Annotated in this window: 19 protein-coding genes; 16 read left to right on the forward strand and 3 right to left on the reverse strand. The window is 50.0% G+C overall.

The window, feature by feature from the left end; translation table 11 throughout:
* Nucleotides 1–70 precede the first annotated feature (70 nt).
* The gene (locus ACOZB4_RS14035; protein ID WP_379406470.1) at nt 71–778 is read right to left on the reverse strand and encodes an SOS response-associated peptidase; all 708 of its coding nucleotides are present in this window, start codon (nt 776–778) and stop codon (nt 71–73) included.
* A gap of 179 nt (nt 779–957) precedes the next feature.
* Here ACOZB4_RS14035 and ACOZB4_RS14040 point away from each other — a divergent pair, with 179 nt between their 5' ends.
* The gene (locus tag ACOZB4_RS14040) at nt 958–2,259 is read left to right on the forward strand and encodes an NCS2 family permease (RefSeq protein WP_076320743.1); all 1,302 of its coding nucleotides are present in this window, start codon (nt 958–960) and stop codon (nt 2,257–2,259) included.
* Between the two features lie 198 nt (nt 2,260–2,457).
* On the opposite strand, the gene ACOZB4_RS14045 is transcribed toward ACOZB4_RS14040, so the two are convergent.
* Nucleotides 2,458–3,105: a putative glycolipid-binding domain-containing protein gene (locus ACOZB4_RS14045; protein WP_422759554.1), complete on the reverse strand. Its 648-nt coding sequence runs from the start codon at nt 3,103–3,105 to the stop codon at nt 2,458–2,460.
* 258 nt (nt 3,106–3,363) lie between these two features.
* Here ACOZB4_RS14045 and ACOZB4_RS14050 point away from each other — a divergent pair, with 258 nt between their 5' ends.
* From ACOZB4_RS14050 to ACOZB4_RS14105, 12 genes are all read left to right on the forward strand, one after another.
* Nucleotides 3,364–4,908, forward strand: a complete 1,545-nt coding sequence (locus ACOZB4_RS14050; protein WP_379406469.1) for a sensor domain-containing diguanylate cyclase — start codon at nt 3,364–3,366, stop codon at nt 4,906–4,908.
* 208 nt (nt 4,909–5,116) lie between these two features.
* A complete protein-coding gene (locus ACOZB4_RS14055; RefSeq protein ID WP_379406583.1) occupies nt 5,117–5,461 on the forward strand; it encodes an ArsR/SmtB family transcription factor in 345 nt (114 codons plus the stop codon).
* A 157-nt stretch (nt 5,462–5,618) separates the two neighbouring features.
* Nucleotides 5,619–6,545, forward strand: a complete 927-nt coding sequence (locus tag ACOZB4_RS14060) for a COX15/CtaA family protein (RefSeq protein ID WP_379406468.1) — start codon at nt 5,619–5,621, stop codon at nt 6,543–6,545.
* Between the two features lie 152 nt (nt 6,546–6,697).
* The gene (gene cyoA / locus ACOZB4_RS14065) at nt 6,698–7,618 is read left to right on the forward strand and encodes a ubiquinol oxidase subunit II (RefSeq protein WP_339272021.1); all 921 of its coding nucleotides are present in this window, start codon (nt 6,698–6,700) and stop codon (nt 7,616–7,618) included.
* Nucleotides 7,619–7,632: 14 nt separating this feature from the next.
* On the forward strand, nt 7,633–9,606 hold the full coding sequence (locus ACOZB4_RS14070; protein ID WP_379406467.1) for a cbb3-type cytochrome c oxidase subunit I: 1,974 nt from the start codon (nt 7,633–7,635) through the stop codon (nt 9,604–9,606).
* Complete coding sequence (gene cyoC, locus ACOZB4_RS14075) at nt 9,606–10,232, forward strand: cytochrome o ubiquinol oxidase subunit III (RefSeq protein ID WP_379406466.1); 627 nt, start codon at nt 9,606–9,608, stop codon at nt 10,230–10,232. The genes ACOZB4_RS14070 and cyoC overlap by 1 nt, the downstream gene beginning before the upstream one ends.
* A gap of 1 nt (nt 10,233) precedes the next feature.
* On the forward strand, nt 10,234–10,557 hold the full coding sequence (gene cyoD, locus ACOZB4_RS14080) for a cytochrome o ubiquinol oxidase subunit IV (RefSeq protein WP_379406465.1): 324 nt from the start codon (nt 10,234–10,236) through the stop codon (nt 10,555–10,557).
* Nucleotides 10,554–11,426 carry a heme o synthase gene (gene cyoE, locus ACOZB4_RS14085; RefSeq protein WP_379406464.1) on the forward strand — a complete coding sequence of 291 codons (873 nt, stop codon included), beginning with the start codon at nt 10,554–10,556 and terminating at the stop codon, nt 11,424–11,426. Before cyoD ends, cyoE begins: the two co-directional genes overlap by 4 nt.
* A gap of 124 nt (nt 11,427–11,550) precedes the next feature.
* Nucleotides 11,551–11,859, forward strand: coding sequence for a FixH family protein (locus tag ACOZB4_RS14090; protein WP_379406463.1), 309 nt, complete (start codon nt 11,551–11,553; stop codon nt 11,857–11,859).
* A gap of 37 nt (nt 11,860–11,896) precedes the next feature.
* A complete protein-coding gene (locus ACOZB4_RS14095; RefSeq protein ID WP_379406462.1) occupies nt 11,897–12,262 on the forward strand; it encodes a c-type cytochrome in 366 nt (121 codons plus the stop codon).
* Entirely contained in the window at nt 12,259–12,834 is a 576-nt protein-coding gene (locus ACOZB4_RS14100) for an SCO family protein (protein WP_379406461.1), read from the forward strand. Before ACOZB4_RS14095 ends, ACOZB4_RS14100 begins: the two co-directional genes overlap by 4 nt.
* A 26-nt stretch (nt 12,835–12,860) precedes the next feature.
* Nucleotides 12,861–13,382 carry a TlpA family protein disulfide reductase gene (locus tag ACOZB4_RS14105; RefSeq protein ID WP_379406460.1) on the forward strand — a complete coding sequence of 174 codons (522 nt, stop codon included), beginning with the start codon at nt 12,861–12,863 and terminating at the stop codon, nt 13,380–13,382.
* Nucleotides 13,383–13,477: 95 nt separating this feature from the next.
* Here ACOZB4_RS14105 and ACOZB4_RS14110 read toward each other — a convergent pair whose 3' ends face one another.
* Complete coding sequence (locus tag ACOZB4_RS14110) at nt 13,478–14,914, reverse strand: PLP-dependent aminotransferase family protein (RefSeq protein ID WP_379406459.1); 1,437 nt, start codon at nt 14,912–14,914, stop codon at nt 13,478–13,480.
* A 306-nt stretch (nt 14,915–15,220) separates the two neighbouring features.
* Between ACOZB4_RS14110 and rpmG the strand changes: the two genes are divergently transcribed.
* From rpmG to ACOZB4_RS14125, 3 genes are all read left to right on the forward strand, one after another.
* Entirely contained in the window at nt 15,221–15,370 is a 150-nt protein-coding gene (rpmG, locus tag ACOZB4_RS14115; protein WP_076320761.1) for a 50S ribosomal protein L33, read from the forward strand.
* Nucleotides 15,371–15,482: 112 nt separating this feature from the next.
* Entirely contained in the window at nt 15,483–15,956 is a 474-nt protein-coding gene (locus tag ACOZB4_RS14120) for a hypothetical protein (RefSeq protein ID WP_379406458.1), read from the forward strand.
* A gap of 105 nt (nt 15,957–16,061) precedes the next feature.
* Complete coding sequence (locus ACOZB4_RS14125; RefSeq protein WP_339272027.1) at nt 16,062–16,670, forward strand: DUF1349 domain-containing protein; 609 nt, start codon at nt 16,062–16,064, stop codon at nt 16,668–16,670.
* Nucleotides 16,671–16,716 lie beyond the last annotated feature (46 nt).

The raw sequence follows: 16,716 nt of genomic DNA on the forward strand, positions 1-16,716 counted from the left end.
CGTATGCAAAGGATGCAACATTCCTGGCGGACTCCCGTAAAAGGAATCCCTTAGTTTGTGGTCAACGGATTTAGCTGCCTGTAATAGAACGGATGCAATCTTCCGTGTCATTTTTAACGGAATTTACGGTTGTGCTAACCGGAATGGCTTGCATGTCCTCCGCGGGGTAAGGCCTCAGAAGCTCTTTGAGGGATTGCAGGAGGGAGGGGCTACCTTCATGGGTATGGGAAGACGTCTGCCGTTCAAGCCATAACGCTTCGTCTGCGGGTCTCAGAATGACCGGCATCCGGTTATGGATCGGCGCCATGAGTTGATTGGGTTCGGTTGTAATGACGGTGCAGGTGCTAAGCTTATCTCCGCTTGGGGTAATCCAGGTATCATACAGACCTGCCATGCTGAATATTTCGCCGTTCTTCAAGCTGATGCGAAAGGGCTGCTTGCCATTGCCGTTTTTTTGCCATTCGTAAAAACCGTCTGCAGGAATTAGGCATCTTTTCCGATAAAAGGGCATCCTATAGGCAGGCTTGTCTTCCAGCGTTTCACTACGCGCATTGATCATTTTGGCTCCGGCCGAGGCATCCTTGGCCCAGGATGGGACAAGCCCCCATTGCAGCTGACCGTTCCGATTGGTGCTGCCGTCGTTGATAATAGCCGTGACCATCTGCGTAGGCGCGATGTTGTACCGGGGAATATGAAAGGGAGAGACCGATTCGGGATCGATGAGATACCTGATCATCAGTTCTTCCCAAGTGACCGTGAGTGTAAAGCGTCCGCACATCGTTTCAAGCCTCCTGTCATTTGCTGTCGCTAAGATTTGAATATAGCGTCTAATTAAGACTTTTATCGAGTTCAGAAATAAATTGCTAGTACTTTGTGTTTGAGTATATCAAATATAACGTAACTAACCAAAAGGGCTTAGCGCATAGCAGGCCAAGCATCATGAATGGAGGATTTTTTGTGTTTGATTTAAAAGCTAACGGTACCTCGGTTAAGACAGAAGTTGTTGCCGGGGCCACGACGTTTTTCACGATGGCGTATGTGACTGTTGTGAATCCGCTGATTCTATCGCAAGCGGGTGTGCCTTTTGAGCAGAGCTTCACGGCTACTATTATTGCCGCTGTGATTGGTACACTGCTGATGGGGCTCGTAGCCCGTTATCCGATCGCTGTAGCACCGGGGATGGGCTTGAATGCCTACTTCACCTATTCCGTCGTTCAGGGACATGCCGGACTTGGGTATATTGAAGCTTTCTCAGCCGTTTTTATAGCCGGTATTCTGTTTCTGGTATTATCGATGACTTCCCTGCGGCGCAGGCTGATTGAGATGATCCCGGCCAATTTGAAACATGCGATCACGGTCGGAATCGGCTTGTTTATTGCTTTTATCGGATTGCGGATGAGCGGCATCATTACAGCGCATCCGGACAATCTGGTAGCGCTCGGTGATCTGCACCAGCCATCGGTTGTGCTCGCCTTGGTAGGACTTGCGGTTACGCTTGTGCTGCTGTCGCGCGATGTGAAGGGTGCCTTGTTTATCGGAATGATTATTACCGGAATTATCGCTTATTTTGCCGATATGCTGTCTTTTACGAACGGGATTATGTCGCTTCCCACGCTGCCGGAAGGCATTCTGGTATGGAACCCGATTACCGCTGCCTCGGATGTGATCAGTCATGGACTCTATGCCGTTGTGTTTTCGTTCCTCCTGGTGACACTGTTTGATACCACAGGTACGGTAGTTGGTGTGGCAGAACAGGCAGGGCTTATGAAGGATAACAAGCTGCCTCGTGCGGATCGTGCCATGTTCTCCGATTCGGTGGCAACTGTGGCCGGATCTATGGTCGGTACAAGCCCGACCACCGCTTATGTTGAATCTGCAGCCGGTGTTGGCGCAGGCGGTCGGACAGGATTAACGGCGGTCGTCGTTGCTGCATTGTTTGTGGTTGCTGCCTTCTTCAGCCCGCTGATCGGCGCGGTTTCCGGATTATCCGCCATCACCGCACCTTCGCTCATCGTAGTGGGTTGCCTGATGCTAAGCAACGTTCAGCACATCCGGTGGAATGATTTTGATGAAGCGTTCCCCGCGTTTCTCGTGATCTTGACCATGCCGCTTACGTCCAGCATCGCGACTGGGATCGCGCTCGGTTTTATCTCATATCCGCTGATGAAAATCGTGAAGGGCAAGTGGAAGGCGGTTCACCCGCTGATGTATATTTTTGCTGTGCTGTTCGTACTGCAGCTTGTCTTTGTCCCGCATTGATTCAGGAGCATTAGAAGCATGACAATCCCCTGCAAGGTCTAAGCAGACCCGGCAGGGGATTTTTCATGCCGATAAACCCTCGTATGAGCTTGAACATTGTTTGTGACGGATCGAGAAAATGCTGCAACGGCTCATGGTTGTTAATTCTCGTCCGGTTAAAGGGCCATGCCTTCTTATGGCCGTGCAGATGCACAGAGCTTAGCGAGTTCGGCTCCATACGTCCGCGTACCTCGTGACGAGGCCGTGCTCGTCAACCTCCAGATCCGCTTGATAGGCCCCATGGTTACTCTCATAACGGTAGGTGTACTCGCCCGTACGCGTGTATTGTTGGGGAAGCGGGGCGATGGTTAGACTCGGGAACTGAATCCAGACTGCCGTCATGGACGCACTCTCCCCAGGCTCCAGCTTCAAGCGCCGGATCGGCAGCGTGTTGGTGGATGGGGTAATCCCGAGATCAATGTCGTTCATTCCGGCAAATGCCGTGAGCTCGGTATCGCCGCTCCACCAGCAGCCGTCGTCATCCCGCTCCAGGTGAAGGGACCGTTCCTCCGTGCCGCTTGTGAGCTTAATCTTTACCCTCCGGGTCTGCCAGCTGCTGGTTGTTTCAACCTCATAGGAGCAGTGGAGCTGCCGGCCTTCCAGGCTGGCTACGACCGTTCCGGTGAGCGTAAATCCTTCATGATGCTGATAGAGCCGTCCATGCTCCAGGGAAGGAAGATCGTGCCTGTTCCATAGCAGCGATTGCAGAAGCTGACCAGGGCTTGTGGTCTTTTGTCCCAGGGGCTGCATGTCTGCTTCAGCATGGATATGGTCGTTCAAAGTGAGATCACGTCCTTTGTCAAACAAGAGTATGAATAGATGCTACACCTCTATATTATATAACGAACATATGTTTGTTATAAAGCGATAAATACCGTGTGTGATAACCGAAGATAAATCGGGGACTTCCACACAAGATGCTTATTCCATATATGGACGCAAAATCGTTTGTGAAGTAATATGTAAAGATCATATACTAATCCGGCAGTATTTTTCATCAAGAGTAGGGGTGCAGCGGTCATAAACATACCTAAACAACGCATCAAAATAAGTCTAGCCATGCTCATGCCTGCGCTGGTTTCCTTATCCATTCTCATGACGATGTCCATTATGATCTACATTCAGTATAAAAATGAGAAACGATCCCTATACAACAATACCATGTCGCTTAATTTATCCTCCGCACAAAAAATGGCGGTTACCATTGAAGCGCTTTTCTCAGGGATGCGCCAAAGTCTTCGCGCCTCTGCCAACAACCCGGCAATTGAGGCTAGTGCGACATCCGATGAGAGGGAGTTGCAGCTCATTTTTGATCTTATGCTTCAGAGCAGCCCTTACTTCAACTCCGTATTTTGGGCCGATCAAACGGGTACCATTCGCGTGGTTTCTCCTGTGGGAAACAATTTGAATCAGGCCCGATTAAAAACAGTGGGGACCACGGAGGCGCTAAAGGAGAGAAAGTCCTACATATCGGCACCGTATAGAAGCCCTACCGGCCGCTGGATTGTTCTTGCGAGTGAGCCGATTTTTGACAGCTCCGGCAAGTATCACGGGATGATTGCCGGCACGATCTACCTGGAAGAAAACAATATATTGCATCGGATTTTCGGAAGCGGCGCGGGGAATATCGAAGACTCATACTCGTATATCGTTGATTCCGGCGGGAAGCTGCTCTATCATCTGGATAAAAGCCGGGTAGGGGAGGACGTAAGCTCTAATATCGTGGTGCAGCGGCTCATGAGCGGCGAGAGCGGTATGAAACGTGTCATGAATACGCAAGGTGAAGATTACTTAACAGGGTACGCCAGTGTTTCGATGAATGGCTGGGGGATTGTCATGCAGACATCGGTTAGTTCCATTCTGGCCGATGTCAATCGCAACTTGCAGGACCAGCTGAGAAGTATGCTTTTTCCGATCGTGATCATGCTCGTCATTGCCGCATACATGGCTGCAAGAATTGCCGCTCCATTTACCCAGCTGTATAAATTAACAAAAGCGGTAGCAGCTGGCCAAACGGTGTCTCCCGAGGAATTCCAGCCGCATTGGAATCGGGAAGCTGATCAATTGAACCAGATTATGGGGGTGGCTGCCGAAACGCTTGCCAAACAGGCCTATTCGTTACAGCAGGAAGCCAGCACGGATCCATTGACAGGGCTAACCAATCGCAGAGAACTGGAACGCTGCCTTGACTCGTGGGATATGCTTGGGGATCCGTATGCTGTTTTAATGCTGGACATCGACCATTTTAAGAACGTTAACGATACATATGGCCACCAAACCGGCGACCAAGTCCTGAAACTGGTAGCAGTGGTCATGAGCGATTGTGTTCCTGAGGGTGCAGTCTGCTCCCGTTTTGGCGGGGAGGAGTTTGTCATTCTTCTTCGCAAGCATCGTATGGATGAAGCCTACCAAACGGCTGAGCGGATACGCAACGCGATTCTGATGTCCAAAACCCCGTACTCCCTAACACTTACCGTATCGATCGGCGTATCCTTATATCCTGAACATGGCAAAAGCCGCGAAGGTGTATTCCTGGCAGCGGATATGGCGTTATACCAGGCGAAGGCCGAAGGCCGTAACCGGACGATTGCGGCAGAGATATCGGCGTAATAGTATAAGGCATTGGTATGGCAAAGTTCCCTGTTGGATGAAGCTGCCGATGAGATGACTCCTGAATTCATCCAGGGGTCATCATGTGAATAAGGGTTGAAGGAAGCCCAGCCGACCAATGGGCCGCATCATTGATGCTTGACGTGTCAATGATGGCTTGCTACAATCAACAGATCAAAATAATTTGATGGAAAGTTGTGGTGACAACATGAGGGTCTCTATTATACAAGATGACGTATTAAGCCTGTATGAACAGAAATTTAAAGCGTTATCCGATAAGAATCGCTTAAGAATCATCTATGAATTGAACCAGCGAGGGAAAGTGTGTGTATGTGACCTCACCGCCTTGCTGGATCTTCCTCAATCGAAACTGTCTTACCATCTAAAAATGTTGCTGGATGCAAATATTATATTGATGGAACGCATCGGAAAATGGAACTATTATGAGCTTAACGATGAAGAGGTTAAGGGACTGTTATCCGAGAAGTTGTGCTGCGTTTTTTATCCGAATTCAATGAAAACCTGCATCCCAATATACCAAGAACGCCCTTAACCGGGGCGTTCTTTTTTTGTCAACAACGTGAAGCGGATGGTCGGAAACTGAGCTCTAATGGAGGGTCACGGATCATGTGTAATTCTTTAACCTGTGCAATGGGATAGGTCTTGAACCTTGAACCTGTTCCAACATTAAATTCAGACACAAGAGGTGGATGATATTGTTCGTAGTATCCTTAAAGCACCGTTTGCTGGTATGGTCCTCATTTATCGGTATGTTCTTAGTATTGCTGGCTGGGGCGCTTGTAACTAAGACCGGTTCCGGCCTTGGGTGCGGCGATGATTGGCCGCTTTGCAACGGGAAATTCATCCCGGCTTATACACTGGAATCCATGATTGAATATTCGCACCGGATGATAACCGGCGTGGTCGGAATTCTGGTGCTTGCCACTTATATCGTGATCCGGAAACATTACCGGGGCCATAGGGAGGCGAGTTATTATGCTGGCGGTACCTTATTGTTCACCGTGATTCAAGCTCTAATGGGGGCCGCGGCTGTCATGTGGCCGCAGCAGCCGGCGGTCATGGCGCTTCATTTTGGGATCTCCTTGTTTGCGGTGGCCAGCAGTATGCTGCTCGTGGTATGGATGCGTGGACTCCATGAAGCACAGGATTATCGTACTAACGTTACGGTTCCGCGATCTATCCGCTTCTTGGGCTGGGGAATCTGGCTGTATAGCTGCGGAGTGGTATACCTTGGCGCCTATATCCGGCATACGGAGTCGGAGGCTGGCTGTATGGGCTGGCCGCTATGCAATGGCCAGGTCATACCGTATCTGGGCGGGGCTTCTGGCATTGTCTTTCTTCATCGGGTCGCCGCTGCGGTTTTACTCATATTGCTGATTCTTCTGCTCTTAGCTGTAAAAAATTATGAGACAAGGGTGCGTTCAACAGGTCTGACAACGCTGGTAATCGGTCTTAATCTCGTAGTGCTAGCACAAATTTTAAGCGGGGCGTGGCTGACGCTTGCCATGAACAATTATCATATTTTTATTTTTGCAAGTCTTGTTCACAATGTGTTAGCGACCTTGCTCTTTAGCATGCTCGCGGTTTTTGGGATTCGTACATGGAAGAGAAGATGAGACGTAAAGACGAAAATTCTGAATTTGTATGTGAAATTTGTTACAGAATCTTGAACTTGGCCTGCATATTTAGTGAACGAACGGCTGGTGACACCAACTGCCTTGTCAACTAAAGTAAGTCAGGACAAGTGAGCAGATTGGAGCTGAATGTAATGAAACGACCCAAAACACTTCGAATCATGGGGTTAGCGGTTCTGCTGACCATCATGCTGCTGGCCATGACCGGATGCAGCGAGAACATCATTATTTTGAATCCGAAAGGACCCATTGCCGAGCAGCAGCGTGATTTAATGATCATCTCGACCTTGCTGTGCAGCATTGTCATCGTTCCGGTGTTGATACTGACGGCTATCATCGTGTGGCGGTATCGGGACAAAAAAGGAAGAAAAGCAGCGTATACCCCGGAGTGGGAGCATAGCACGAAGCTGGAACTGATTTGGTGGGGAATTCCCATCTTGATCATATTGACGCTGGCAATTATCACGGTCAAAGCAACGTATGCACTGGAACCGTCGAAGCCCATTGCCTCCAGTGAGAAAGCGCTGACCGTACAGGTAACCTCCTTGAACTGGAAGTGGCTGTTTCAGTATCCCGAACAGGGCATAGCCTCGGTCAATGAATTGAAGATTCCGGAGGATGTGCCTGTCCGCTTCGAAATTACGGCCGATTCGCCAATGAACTCGTTCTGGATTCCGCAGCTTGGCGGCCAGATGTACGCTATGTCGGGGATGGCGATGACACTGTATTTGCAAGCCGATGAGGCTGGGGATTATTGGGGGTCCGGCGCGAACTTTACGGGTACGGATTTTGCAAAAATGTATTTTGACGTGGAAGCGACGTCCAAGGAGGAGTTTGACGCATGGGTGGAGGAAGTGAAGGCAGAGTCGCCCAAGCTGACATTGGAGGGATATAAACAGCTGAGGGAGCCGTCCGCATCCGAGGTTCATACGTATTCCGCTTTTCCGGAAGGGTTGTTCGAGATGACGGTGACAAAATATGCCGCTTCCCACAACCATGGTTTGTCATGGAAAAACACGCAAAACTTCAATTTCAAGGACCAGGTGACTAGGTAAGGAGAGAGCTTCTAATGTGGGAAAAGATAAAAGAATTTGCTTCCGGATTTTTCGTGACGGGCGATCCGTTAATTTATGGCGCGGATGTCACCATCGTTCTAACGTTGATTGCCATTGTAAGCGGCTTGACGTACTTCAAAAAGTGGAAGTGGTTATGGCGGGATTGGCTGACCACCGTCGATCATAAAAAAATCGGCATTATGTACATTTTGTCCGCGTTCCTGATGCTGTTTCGGGGCGGAGTAGACGCGCTTCTCATGAGGGCGCAGCTGGCTATGCCGGAGCTTGATTTGTTGCCGCCGGATCATTATAACCAGATCTTCACCACGCATGGGGTGATTATGATTCTGTTCATGGCCATGCCGTTCATGTTCGGTTTGTTTAACATCATGGTGCCGCTGCAGCTCGGAGCTCGAGACGTAGCCTATCCGTTTCTGAATTCGCTCAGCTTCTGGCTGTTCTTCTCAGGGGCGATGCTGTTTAACCTGTCGTTTGTCATTGGTGGCTCGCCCGACGCTGGGTGGCTGGCGTATCCGCCCTATTCGGGCTCCATGTACAATCCGGGTGTAGGGCAGGACTTTTATATATGGGGAATCCAAATCTCGGGGCTCGGCAGCTTGATGACCGGGGTTAACTTCCTGGTGACGATTCTGAAAATGCGGGCGCCGGGCATGAAACTTATGAAAATGCCGATGTTTTCCTGGTCAGTGCTATCCAGCTGCATCGCCATTATATTCTCGTTTCCGATTTTGACGGCAACGCTGGCGCTGCTATTCCTGGATCGTTATGCCGGGGCGCATTTCTTTACGCTTGACGGCGGGGGGAACCCGATGATGTATATCAACCTGATCTGGATGTGGGGACATCCTGAGGTGTATATCATTGTCCTGCCGGCCTTCGGCATATTTTCAGAGATCGTTTCCACGTTCTCGAAGAAAAAGCTGTTCGGCTACAAGTCCATGGTGTGGGCGATGATGATCATCAGCGTCCTGTCCTTTCTGGTATGGGCCCACCATTTCTTTACGATGGGGTCGGGGGCGGACGTCAATGCTTTCTTTGCTTTAACAACCATGCTGATCGCAATCCCAACTGGCGTGAAAGTGTTCAACTGGCTGTTCACCATGTTCCGTGGAAAAATTACATTCGAAACGCCGATGTTATGGACGATTGGATTCATTCCATGTTTTATCGTAGGGGGGTTGACGGGGGTTCTGTTATCCGTCGCTCCGGCGGATTTTCAGTTCCATAACAGTTACTTCCTGGTCGCGCATTTCCATCAGGTGATCATAGGGGGCGTCGTATTCGGTTACTTTGCCGGGCTGTACTATTGGTGGCCGAAAATGTTTGGCTTCAAGCTGAACGAACGCATCGGGAAGTGGGCATTCTGGTTCTGGAACATCGGTTTCTATTGCTGCTTCATGCCGCAATATGTGCTCGGTCTGATGGGAATGACCCGCCGGGTCGTTTCGTATAGCTGGGACAAAGGCTGGTGGGAGCTGAATCTGGTGTCCACGATCGGTGCTGTGCTCATGGCGATTGCCTTTCTGTTTCAGGTTTGGCAGATCGTGGATGGGTTTAAGCACCAGGCAAAGAACCGGGATGTCACGGGGGATCCGTGGAATGGCCGTACGCTCGAGTGGTCCATTCCTTCGCCGGCACCGGTCTACAACTTTGCCGTATTGCCGAACGTCTCCCGTCAAGACGAATGGTGGGAGCAGAAACAAGCGTCAGGAACACATCGGACCAAGAAGCAGCACCTGGAACCGATTCATATGCCTAGAAATTCCGGTGTTCCGATTGTCATGTCGGCTTTCTGGTTTATAGCAGGGTTTGGCTTCATATTCGATTGGACCGGATTTATCTATACCGGATTGGCAGGCGTGGTAGGCTGTTTACTATATCATTCCTTTAATTATGACACGGATTATTATATTCCGGTTGACGAAATCGAGCGAACTGAAGCTGCCATAAGGAAGGTGAATATCTAATGGCTGAGTCCCAAATATCAGAACCCATAACTCAAGCACACTTGCAGGAAGCGCATCATGGTCATCCGGATATGGAGGAAGTACGAACGTTCGGCTTCTGGATTTACCTCATGACCGACGTTATTATATTTGGCACATTGTTTGCCACCTACATTGTTCTGCAACGCAACACGGACGGAGGTCCGGGACCTGCAGACCTGTTTCAGATGGGCGGAATTATAACCAGTACGTTCATATTGCTTGCGAGCAGTTATACTTGCGGCCTTGCGCTGCTGTCGATGCACAAGCATAACGTTAAAGGCCTCATATCCTGGCTGGCGATTACAGCTGGGCTGGGTGCCATATTTATCGGGATGGAGATTGCTGAATTCAATCATCTGGTACATGAAGGTGCGACGATAGGAACCAGCGCATTTTTATCTGCCTTCTTCACGTTGGTGGGAACGCATGGATTGCACGTATTGTTCGGACTGGTCTGGATGATCGCCCTGATCCTTCAGATCGCCAAGCGGGGAATTACCCCCGTGACCAAACGGAAGGTCAATGTGATCAGCTTGTTCTGGCATTTTCTCGATGTGGTATGGATCTTTGTATTTACAGTCGTGTACTTAATGGGGGTGAGTTAATATGGTGCCGTCCAATACGCATCAAGCCCCGGAAGAGCACGGTTCTTTCAAATCGTATACCATCGGATTCATCTGCTCGATCATTCTGACACTTATTCCTATCATAATTGTCATGAATGACTGGTTGGAAGGAACCTGGAACACCGTTGTGTTGATGATTGCGGCCGTGCTGCAGCTCATGGTTCAGCTCTTATTCTTCATGCACTTACGTGAAGAGAATAAGCCGAGGTACAACCTGATCTCGCTGGTTCTGGGCCTGGTCATTTTGCTGGTCATCGTAGCAGGGTCCATGTGGATCATGCTGTACAACATGGTGGCTGTATGAGGAAACGCACCGTACTGGGAGATTGGATACAGCTCGTCAAACCGCGAATTATCCAGCTAAATCTGGTTGCAGCATTCGGAGGCTACTGGCTGGCTTCTAAATGGGTCATAGACTGGGGCTTGTTATGCTGGATGCTGCTTGGTACAACGCTAACGATGGCATCTTCCTGTATCTTCAATAATATTTGGGATCATAAATTGGACCGCAAAATGGTTCGAACGAACGGCAGGCCTCTTGCCACGGGGCGGATTCAGTTAACCCATGCCTTATGGTGTGCTCTGGTCCTTGGTATCTTAGGAGAATGGATCCTGTTCTTAAACGTGAACCGGATTGCAGGTTGGCTCGGTTTGCTGGGGATGTTCTTTTATATTGTCATATACACGATGTGGCTTAAACGGAAGTCAACCTGGAGTACCGCTGTCGGCGGCGTGTCGGGAGCGGTTCCGCCGGTTATCGGATACTGTGCCAGTACGGGAACGATAGATATCGGAGCTGTTTTGTTATTCTGCTTGCTGTTTTTGTGGCAGCCCGCGCATTTTTGGTCGCTGGCCATCCGGCGGGTGGAGGAGTACAGAGCGGCTGGTTTTCCTTTACTTCCTGTACGAAAAGGGGTCAGGCGCACCAAGCTGCAGATGATTCCTTATGTAACGCTGCTGCTCCCAACCGTCATTTTACTGTACGTTACCGGTTTTTCCGGTCCCGTATTCCTGATAGTGTCTGTGATCGGGGGCGTTATATGGCTATGGCATACGCTGCGCGGAATGATCGTTTCACTGGATGAACGCTGGGCCAGGACCAATTTTCTGATTTCCGTGAATTATTTGATGATTGTGTTCATTGTTATGATTCTGGACACGCCTTCGATTTAATGAAAAGCATTGCAAAAACGAGGTGAGGCTTATGAGGAGATTAGGGTTATTTGTCCTTTTGGCGTGTGTACTTTTATTAGTGTCGTGTTCTCCGGCTCCTGCGTCTGAACCAGAGGTTGAAGCATTGATTCAGGTTGATCTGATTTTACCGACCGGCCCGGTGGAGACCTTGCAATCGGTTCCCTTTGAGGCGCGAGTGACGCAAGGTGAAGAACCGGTAGCAGATGCGCAAGAGGTGAGTTTTGAATTCCGGCTGGTCGGTCAGGACGAACATGATTTGATTGACGCTAACCATGCTGAAAACGGCAGTTACCGGATCGATAAGACATTTGAAGCGGAAGGGACCTATGAAGTGACTGCGCATGTTACGGCAAGAGGCATGCATGTGATGCCGAAGAAAGAGATCGTTGTAGGAAATCTGGGGAAAAAGTGAACTTAAGGTTGCCATGATCCGGTAGGAAGGGTGGCAGATGGAATTGATCCGAGAATATATATGGATTGTTGTTATGCTGGCTATGCTGACGTTGTCTGCATGCAGCGAACGGACCGAGGATGATTCGGTGCTTCGTACCAGCATCACCACAACGGAGGATGAAGAGGCGGTTGCGCTGTACAAGAGCCAGTGCCTGTCATGCCATGCCGTCGACTTAAGCGGAAGGGTTGGCCCAAGTCTGAAGGATGTCGGGACGAGGCTATCTGAGGATCAAATCGCGGACATCGTAATGGAGGGTTATCAAGGCATGCCATCATATAAAAAGATTCTGGAGGAGAGCGAGATCAAGTCCATTGCGATGTGGCTTTCGAACATGAAGGAGGAACAGGAGGGAGATACATGAAAAAGATTGTGTTTATAGGCGTAATCATGGTGTTCACGTTGGTGGCAGCCGCATGCGGCAACTCTAAACCAAGTCAGCTGAGCATTCCGATCCAGCCTTTTGAATATATCAACCAGGATGAAGAGCCGATTTCTTTAGCCGATCTGGAAGGCAAGGTATGGATCGCAGACTTTGTGTTCACGCGGTGCATTACGGTATGTCCGACCATGACCGCTAATATGGCCGAGCTGCAGCAGCGGCTGGATGACGCGGGGCTTGAAGCCACGCTGGTATCTTTTTCGGTGGATCCCGAGCGGGATGACCCTGCAGCACTGAAGAGCTATCTGAGTAAATTCGATGCGAATTTCACGAACTGGCATGCGTTAACAGGCTATTCGTTTGAAGAAATTAAAACGTTTGTGCTGCAATCCTTCAAAGCGCCTATCGCCATGGATACTGCAGCGGATCAGGTCATCCATGGGACGTCCTTCTACTTGGTTGATCCATCAGGTACAGTCGTTGCGAAGTATGATGGTAACACAGATCCTCCATATGACAAGATCCTGAAGGACGTCAAATCGCTGCTGAAGTAGCAGCGAATATCGTGAGGTGGAGTGAGATGAACCTTATCGCTCGTTCAACATGGGTCCGAGGGCTGATTCTGGCAATTCTTCTGGCAGCCGCTGCATATGCACTCTTTCAATCCATGATGAAGGATGGCCAGATTGCAGAGATTGGGCATGCCGCGCCTGGCTTTGAAGCGGTGAATCTTCAGGGTGAGCCGGTCCGGCTCTCCGATTATAAAGGGCAGGCCGTGCTGCTGAACTTCTGGGCGTCCTGGTGCGGTCCCTGCGTGAACGAAATGCCGATTCTGAACGAAGCGTATACACAGGAGCCAGGTGTTGAGATAATTGCCGTTAATATAGGCGAAAGCCGCGAGAAAGCAGAGGCATTCGTTCGGAAGCATCAAGTGGATATACCGATCGTGTTGGACCAACAGAATAAAATCAAAGGGAAATACGGCATAAGCGGCCTGCCGGTAACCGTGCTGATCGATGACCAAGGCAATATCGTGGATCGCGTAACTGGTGAGCTGCCAAGCCTTGAATTTATCAGAGAAATGATGGACAGGATTCGATAGGATGGGATTTGTCGGGTTATGAAAAAAAGGTTAGCTTCCGGTAAGCTAACCTTTTTCCTCGTTACAGGTAGGGTAGCGCCGTTCCCGGTGCTGCCCTATTGGATCGTAGTGTGCAGAGCTTCAGCGAACCTGGATATTCCAGATGGGATATCCTCAGCCCTGGCACGAGCATAAGTGAATCTCACATAACCTGAAGCTGAACCGTATACGCTGCCCGGTGCAAAAATCACGCCTTTTTGAATGGAGCTTTCCAGCAGCTTGCTGTCATTCACGTCCGGGACGATTTTGCACCAGAGATGCAGGCCGCCCTCGGGCACATGGAAATGCACCAGGCCTTGCAGTTCCTTCTGAAGGGCCTCGATCAGTAAATCCCGCTTGTATAGCAGGCTTGCTCTCAGCCTGTCCAGGTGCGGAGCAAAATGGGAAGAATTGAGGAACTGTCCGGCCAAGCTTTGGGGCACTACGCTTAATCCGAAATCCATCTGCTGCCTGGCGTCCGCAAGCCGCTCCACCACCGAATTAGGGGCGACCATCCAGCCTACCCGGAGACCGGATGCGGCTATTTTCGAGAAAGACCCGATGTACACCACCGACCCGACAGAATCCACGGATTTCAAAGGGGCAGGTGGAGAACATTGATAGGCCGTTAAACTGAAGGGGTCATCCTCCACGATCGGAAGCCCGAGCTCACTTGCCGTATCCAGCAGTTGGGCCCTTCTCTCATGATCCATAACGGTGCCTGTCGGGTTCTGAAAATTCGGATTAATGAAAATCATCTTGATCCGGTGTTTCTTGTACAGGGAGCGGATGTCTTCCGGTTGTACCCCTCGTTCATCGACCGGGAGCCTGAACAATCGCAGACCTGCGGATTGAAACATCGGCAGTGAATAACAATAGGATGGATCTTCGATGGCAACCGCGTCACCAGGTGACAGCAAGCACTGTGTAATGAGATACAGCGATTGCTGGGATCCCGACGTGATTAGGATGGACGATTCGGTAGTTTGAATCCCGCGATATTTTTTGAGATACGTAACCAATGCTTGTCTAAGTGGTCCATATCCTTGTGGATTGTCATAACCGAAATAGGACATATTGGGTTTCTGACTCATCAACGTATTCATCTCTTGGATCGGCGCCAAATCCCCGGCGAGCTCCCCGCTGGCAAAATCAATCAAAGAAGGATCATGCGCCAAAGCCTCCCGAATCCGGCGGAGAAAAGGGGGATTAGGCAGGAAATTTCCTCCCTCAGCGTAACGGCGCCAGTTCGGCGTATGTTTTGGCGTGGCGCCCCACTTGGAACTGCTGACCCGCGTACCGCTCCCGGAACGGCTCTCTATGATTCCAAGCGCCCGAAGCTCCGAGTAAGCCAGAACCACGGTGCTTCGATTAACTCCGATTTGCTCCGCCAGTTTTCGCTCGGAGGGGAGTAAGCTGCCTGGTGGAAATTCTCCATACGATATTCTTTGCTCCAGATCATCAGCAATTTGCTGATATAGAGGTTGTGTGCTGTTGCGATCCGGCTTCCACACCTTCCTCATCCTTTCATGAACATATTCAGGCTGTTTCTGTCTGTAATGTTAATCATATCATTATGTATAAATGAAGGGTTTTCATAATTTCATCATTACGATGACAAATATCCTGCAATCCGTTGAACATGGATGGTGTATCTGATTGTAAATTGGATGGGTCAACGTAATCCCTCTTACTGGGATGTGGCTGTAATTCGCTTGCGCTTTCGGTTTCTTGACAAAATTTAAAAAGAGGAATAAAGTATGATTTGACTAATCGTAATTGTTACGATTAAACAAACACAAGAATAGGAGGTGCTGACTATGCGAGTGACGGTAACATTGGCATGCATGGAAACCGGCGACCGTAACTATACAACGACTAAAAATAAAAGGAATCACCCGGAGCGAATGGAATTGCGCAAATATTGTCCACGGTTGAAGCGGGTAACACTTCATCGGGAAACCCGATAGTGAATACGGACCGTAAGCCGGATCTATCATCCGGCTTATTTGACTTCAGGTGAAATGGGATTACACTAAAAGTAGCAGAAGTGCAGCCATGTAAATGAGGGGGATGGATGGGATGAACCAGGAACGACATGATTCCAGCGGTGAGCTGCTCCTAAGCACACATACCCCGGAACAGTGGAGACGAAGAAGGCAGGAGCTAAATGAGTGGATCAACAGACCTAAGGTGCGCAAACAGCCCAAACGGACGCGTGTATTCGGCAATACCCATGTCGATGAGCAGTTATACCTGATATTGATCCGGCTGCAGCAGGCGGGATTGGAGACCGAGTTTTCCTGCGCGGGTGTAAGCCCGCTTGATGAACCCGTTGATCATTCCCTGTACGCCTACCTAACTTTTTTCTCGAGCGGTCCTGCGGAGCAGTTCGCTAACATTTTGAAGGGTAACATGAAGCATCGAGCGCTGATTACCTATGAGCCTGCCCGTCACCGCTATGACGTTTCATCGTTCTTTATCGGACATAACCGTTCCTTTTGTATACTTCTCCAGCACAGTGCGGATCAGTTACTGAGAGATTTAGTCCAGTAGAAAATGGGGCTTTTACATAAAATAACATTGCTTTGCCGGCTCAGAGTCCCTTGAGCAGCTTAGCTTCGAACAACCCTATTAGGGGAAATAAGGAGTTGTGATCGAATGACGAAACGGAGAATTGCTTGGAATTCAGGTCAATGGACAACCGAACCGGTATCGGTGGCAGAGGAAGGGTTGCATCTGAAGGTTGAGTCCAGAGAAGGCAGTGATTATTGGGAGAAAACCCTGTATGAGTTTCAACGTGACAGCGGTCATTCACTGCTTGCGGCGTGGGATAAGGATACGGCCATAGAGGTCACCTTTGAATTGGATGCCTTTACGGAGCTATATGATCAGGCCGGGCTTATGCTAATGAACGCTCCGGGACAGTGGATCAAAGCCGGGATTGAAATCAATGACGGAATCCCCCAGCTGGCCACGGTGGTCACCCATGAATATTCGGATTGGTCACTGGCACCCGTGCCGGAGTGGGTTGGCGAGCGTGTCACGATCCGTGCCTCCAGGCTGAATGATGCGGTCATCATTAGGGCGAGAACCGGGAAGCATCCTTGGCGCACCGTTCGCGTGGCGCCCTTCCCCGCCCGAACAGCAAGTCAGGCCGGGCCTTTTGTCTGTTCGCCTACCCGCTCCGGTCTCATCGTGACCTTCACGCGTTGGGTGAGCACGCTGCCGGACAGCGACATTCATGTTGACCCGCAGGTGGAAGAGTAGAGGTAGGGCCAGGACTCCTGAGATTAACCAACAGCTAATAGAGGTA

This window comes from Paenibacillus sp. NPDC058898 (genome assembly GCF_049316025.1).
Taxonomy (GTDB): domain Bacteria; phylum Bacillota; class Bacilli; order Paenibacillales; family Paenibacillaceae; genus Paenibacillus_AQ.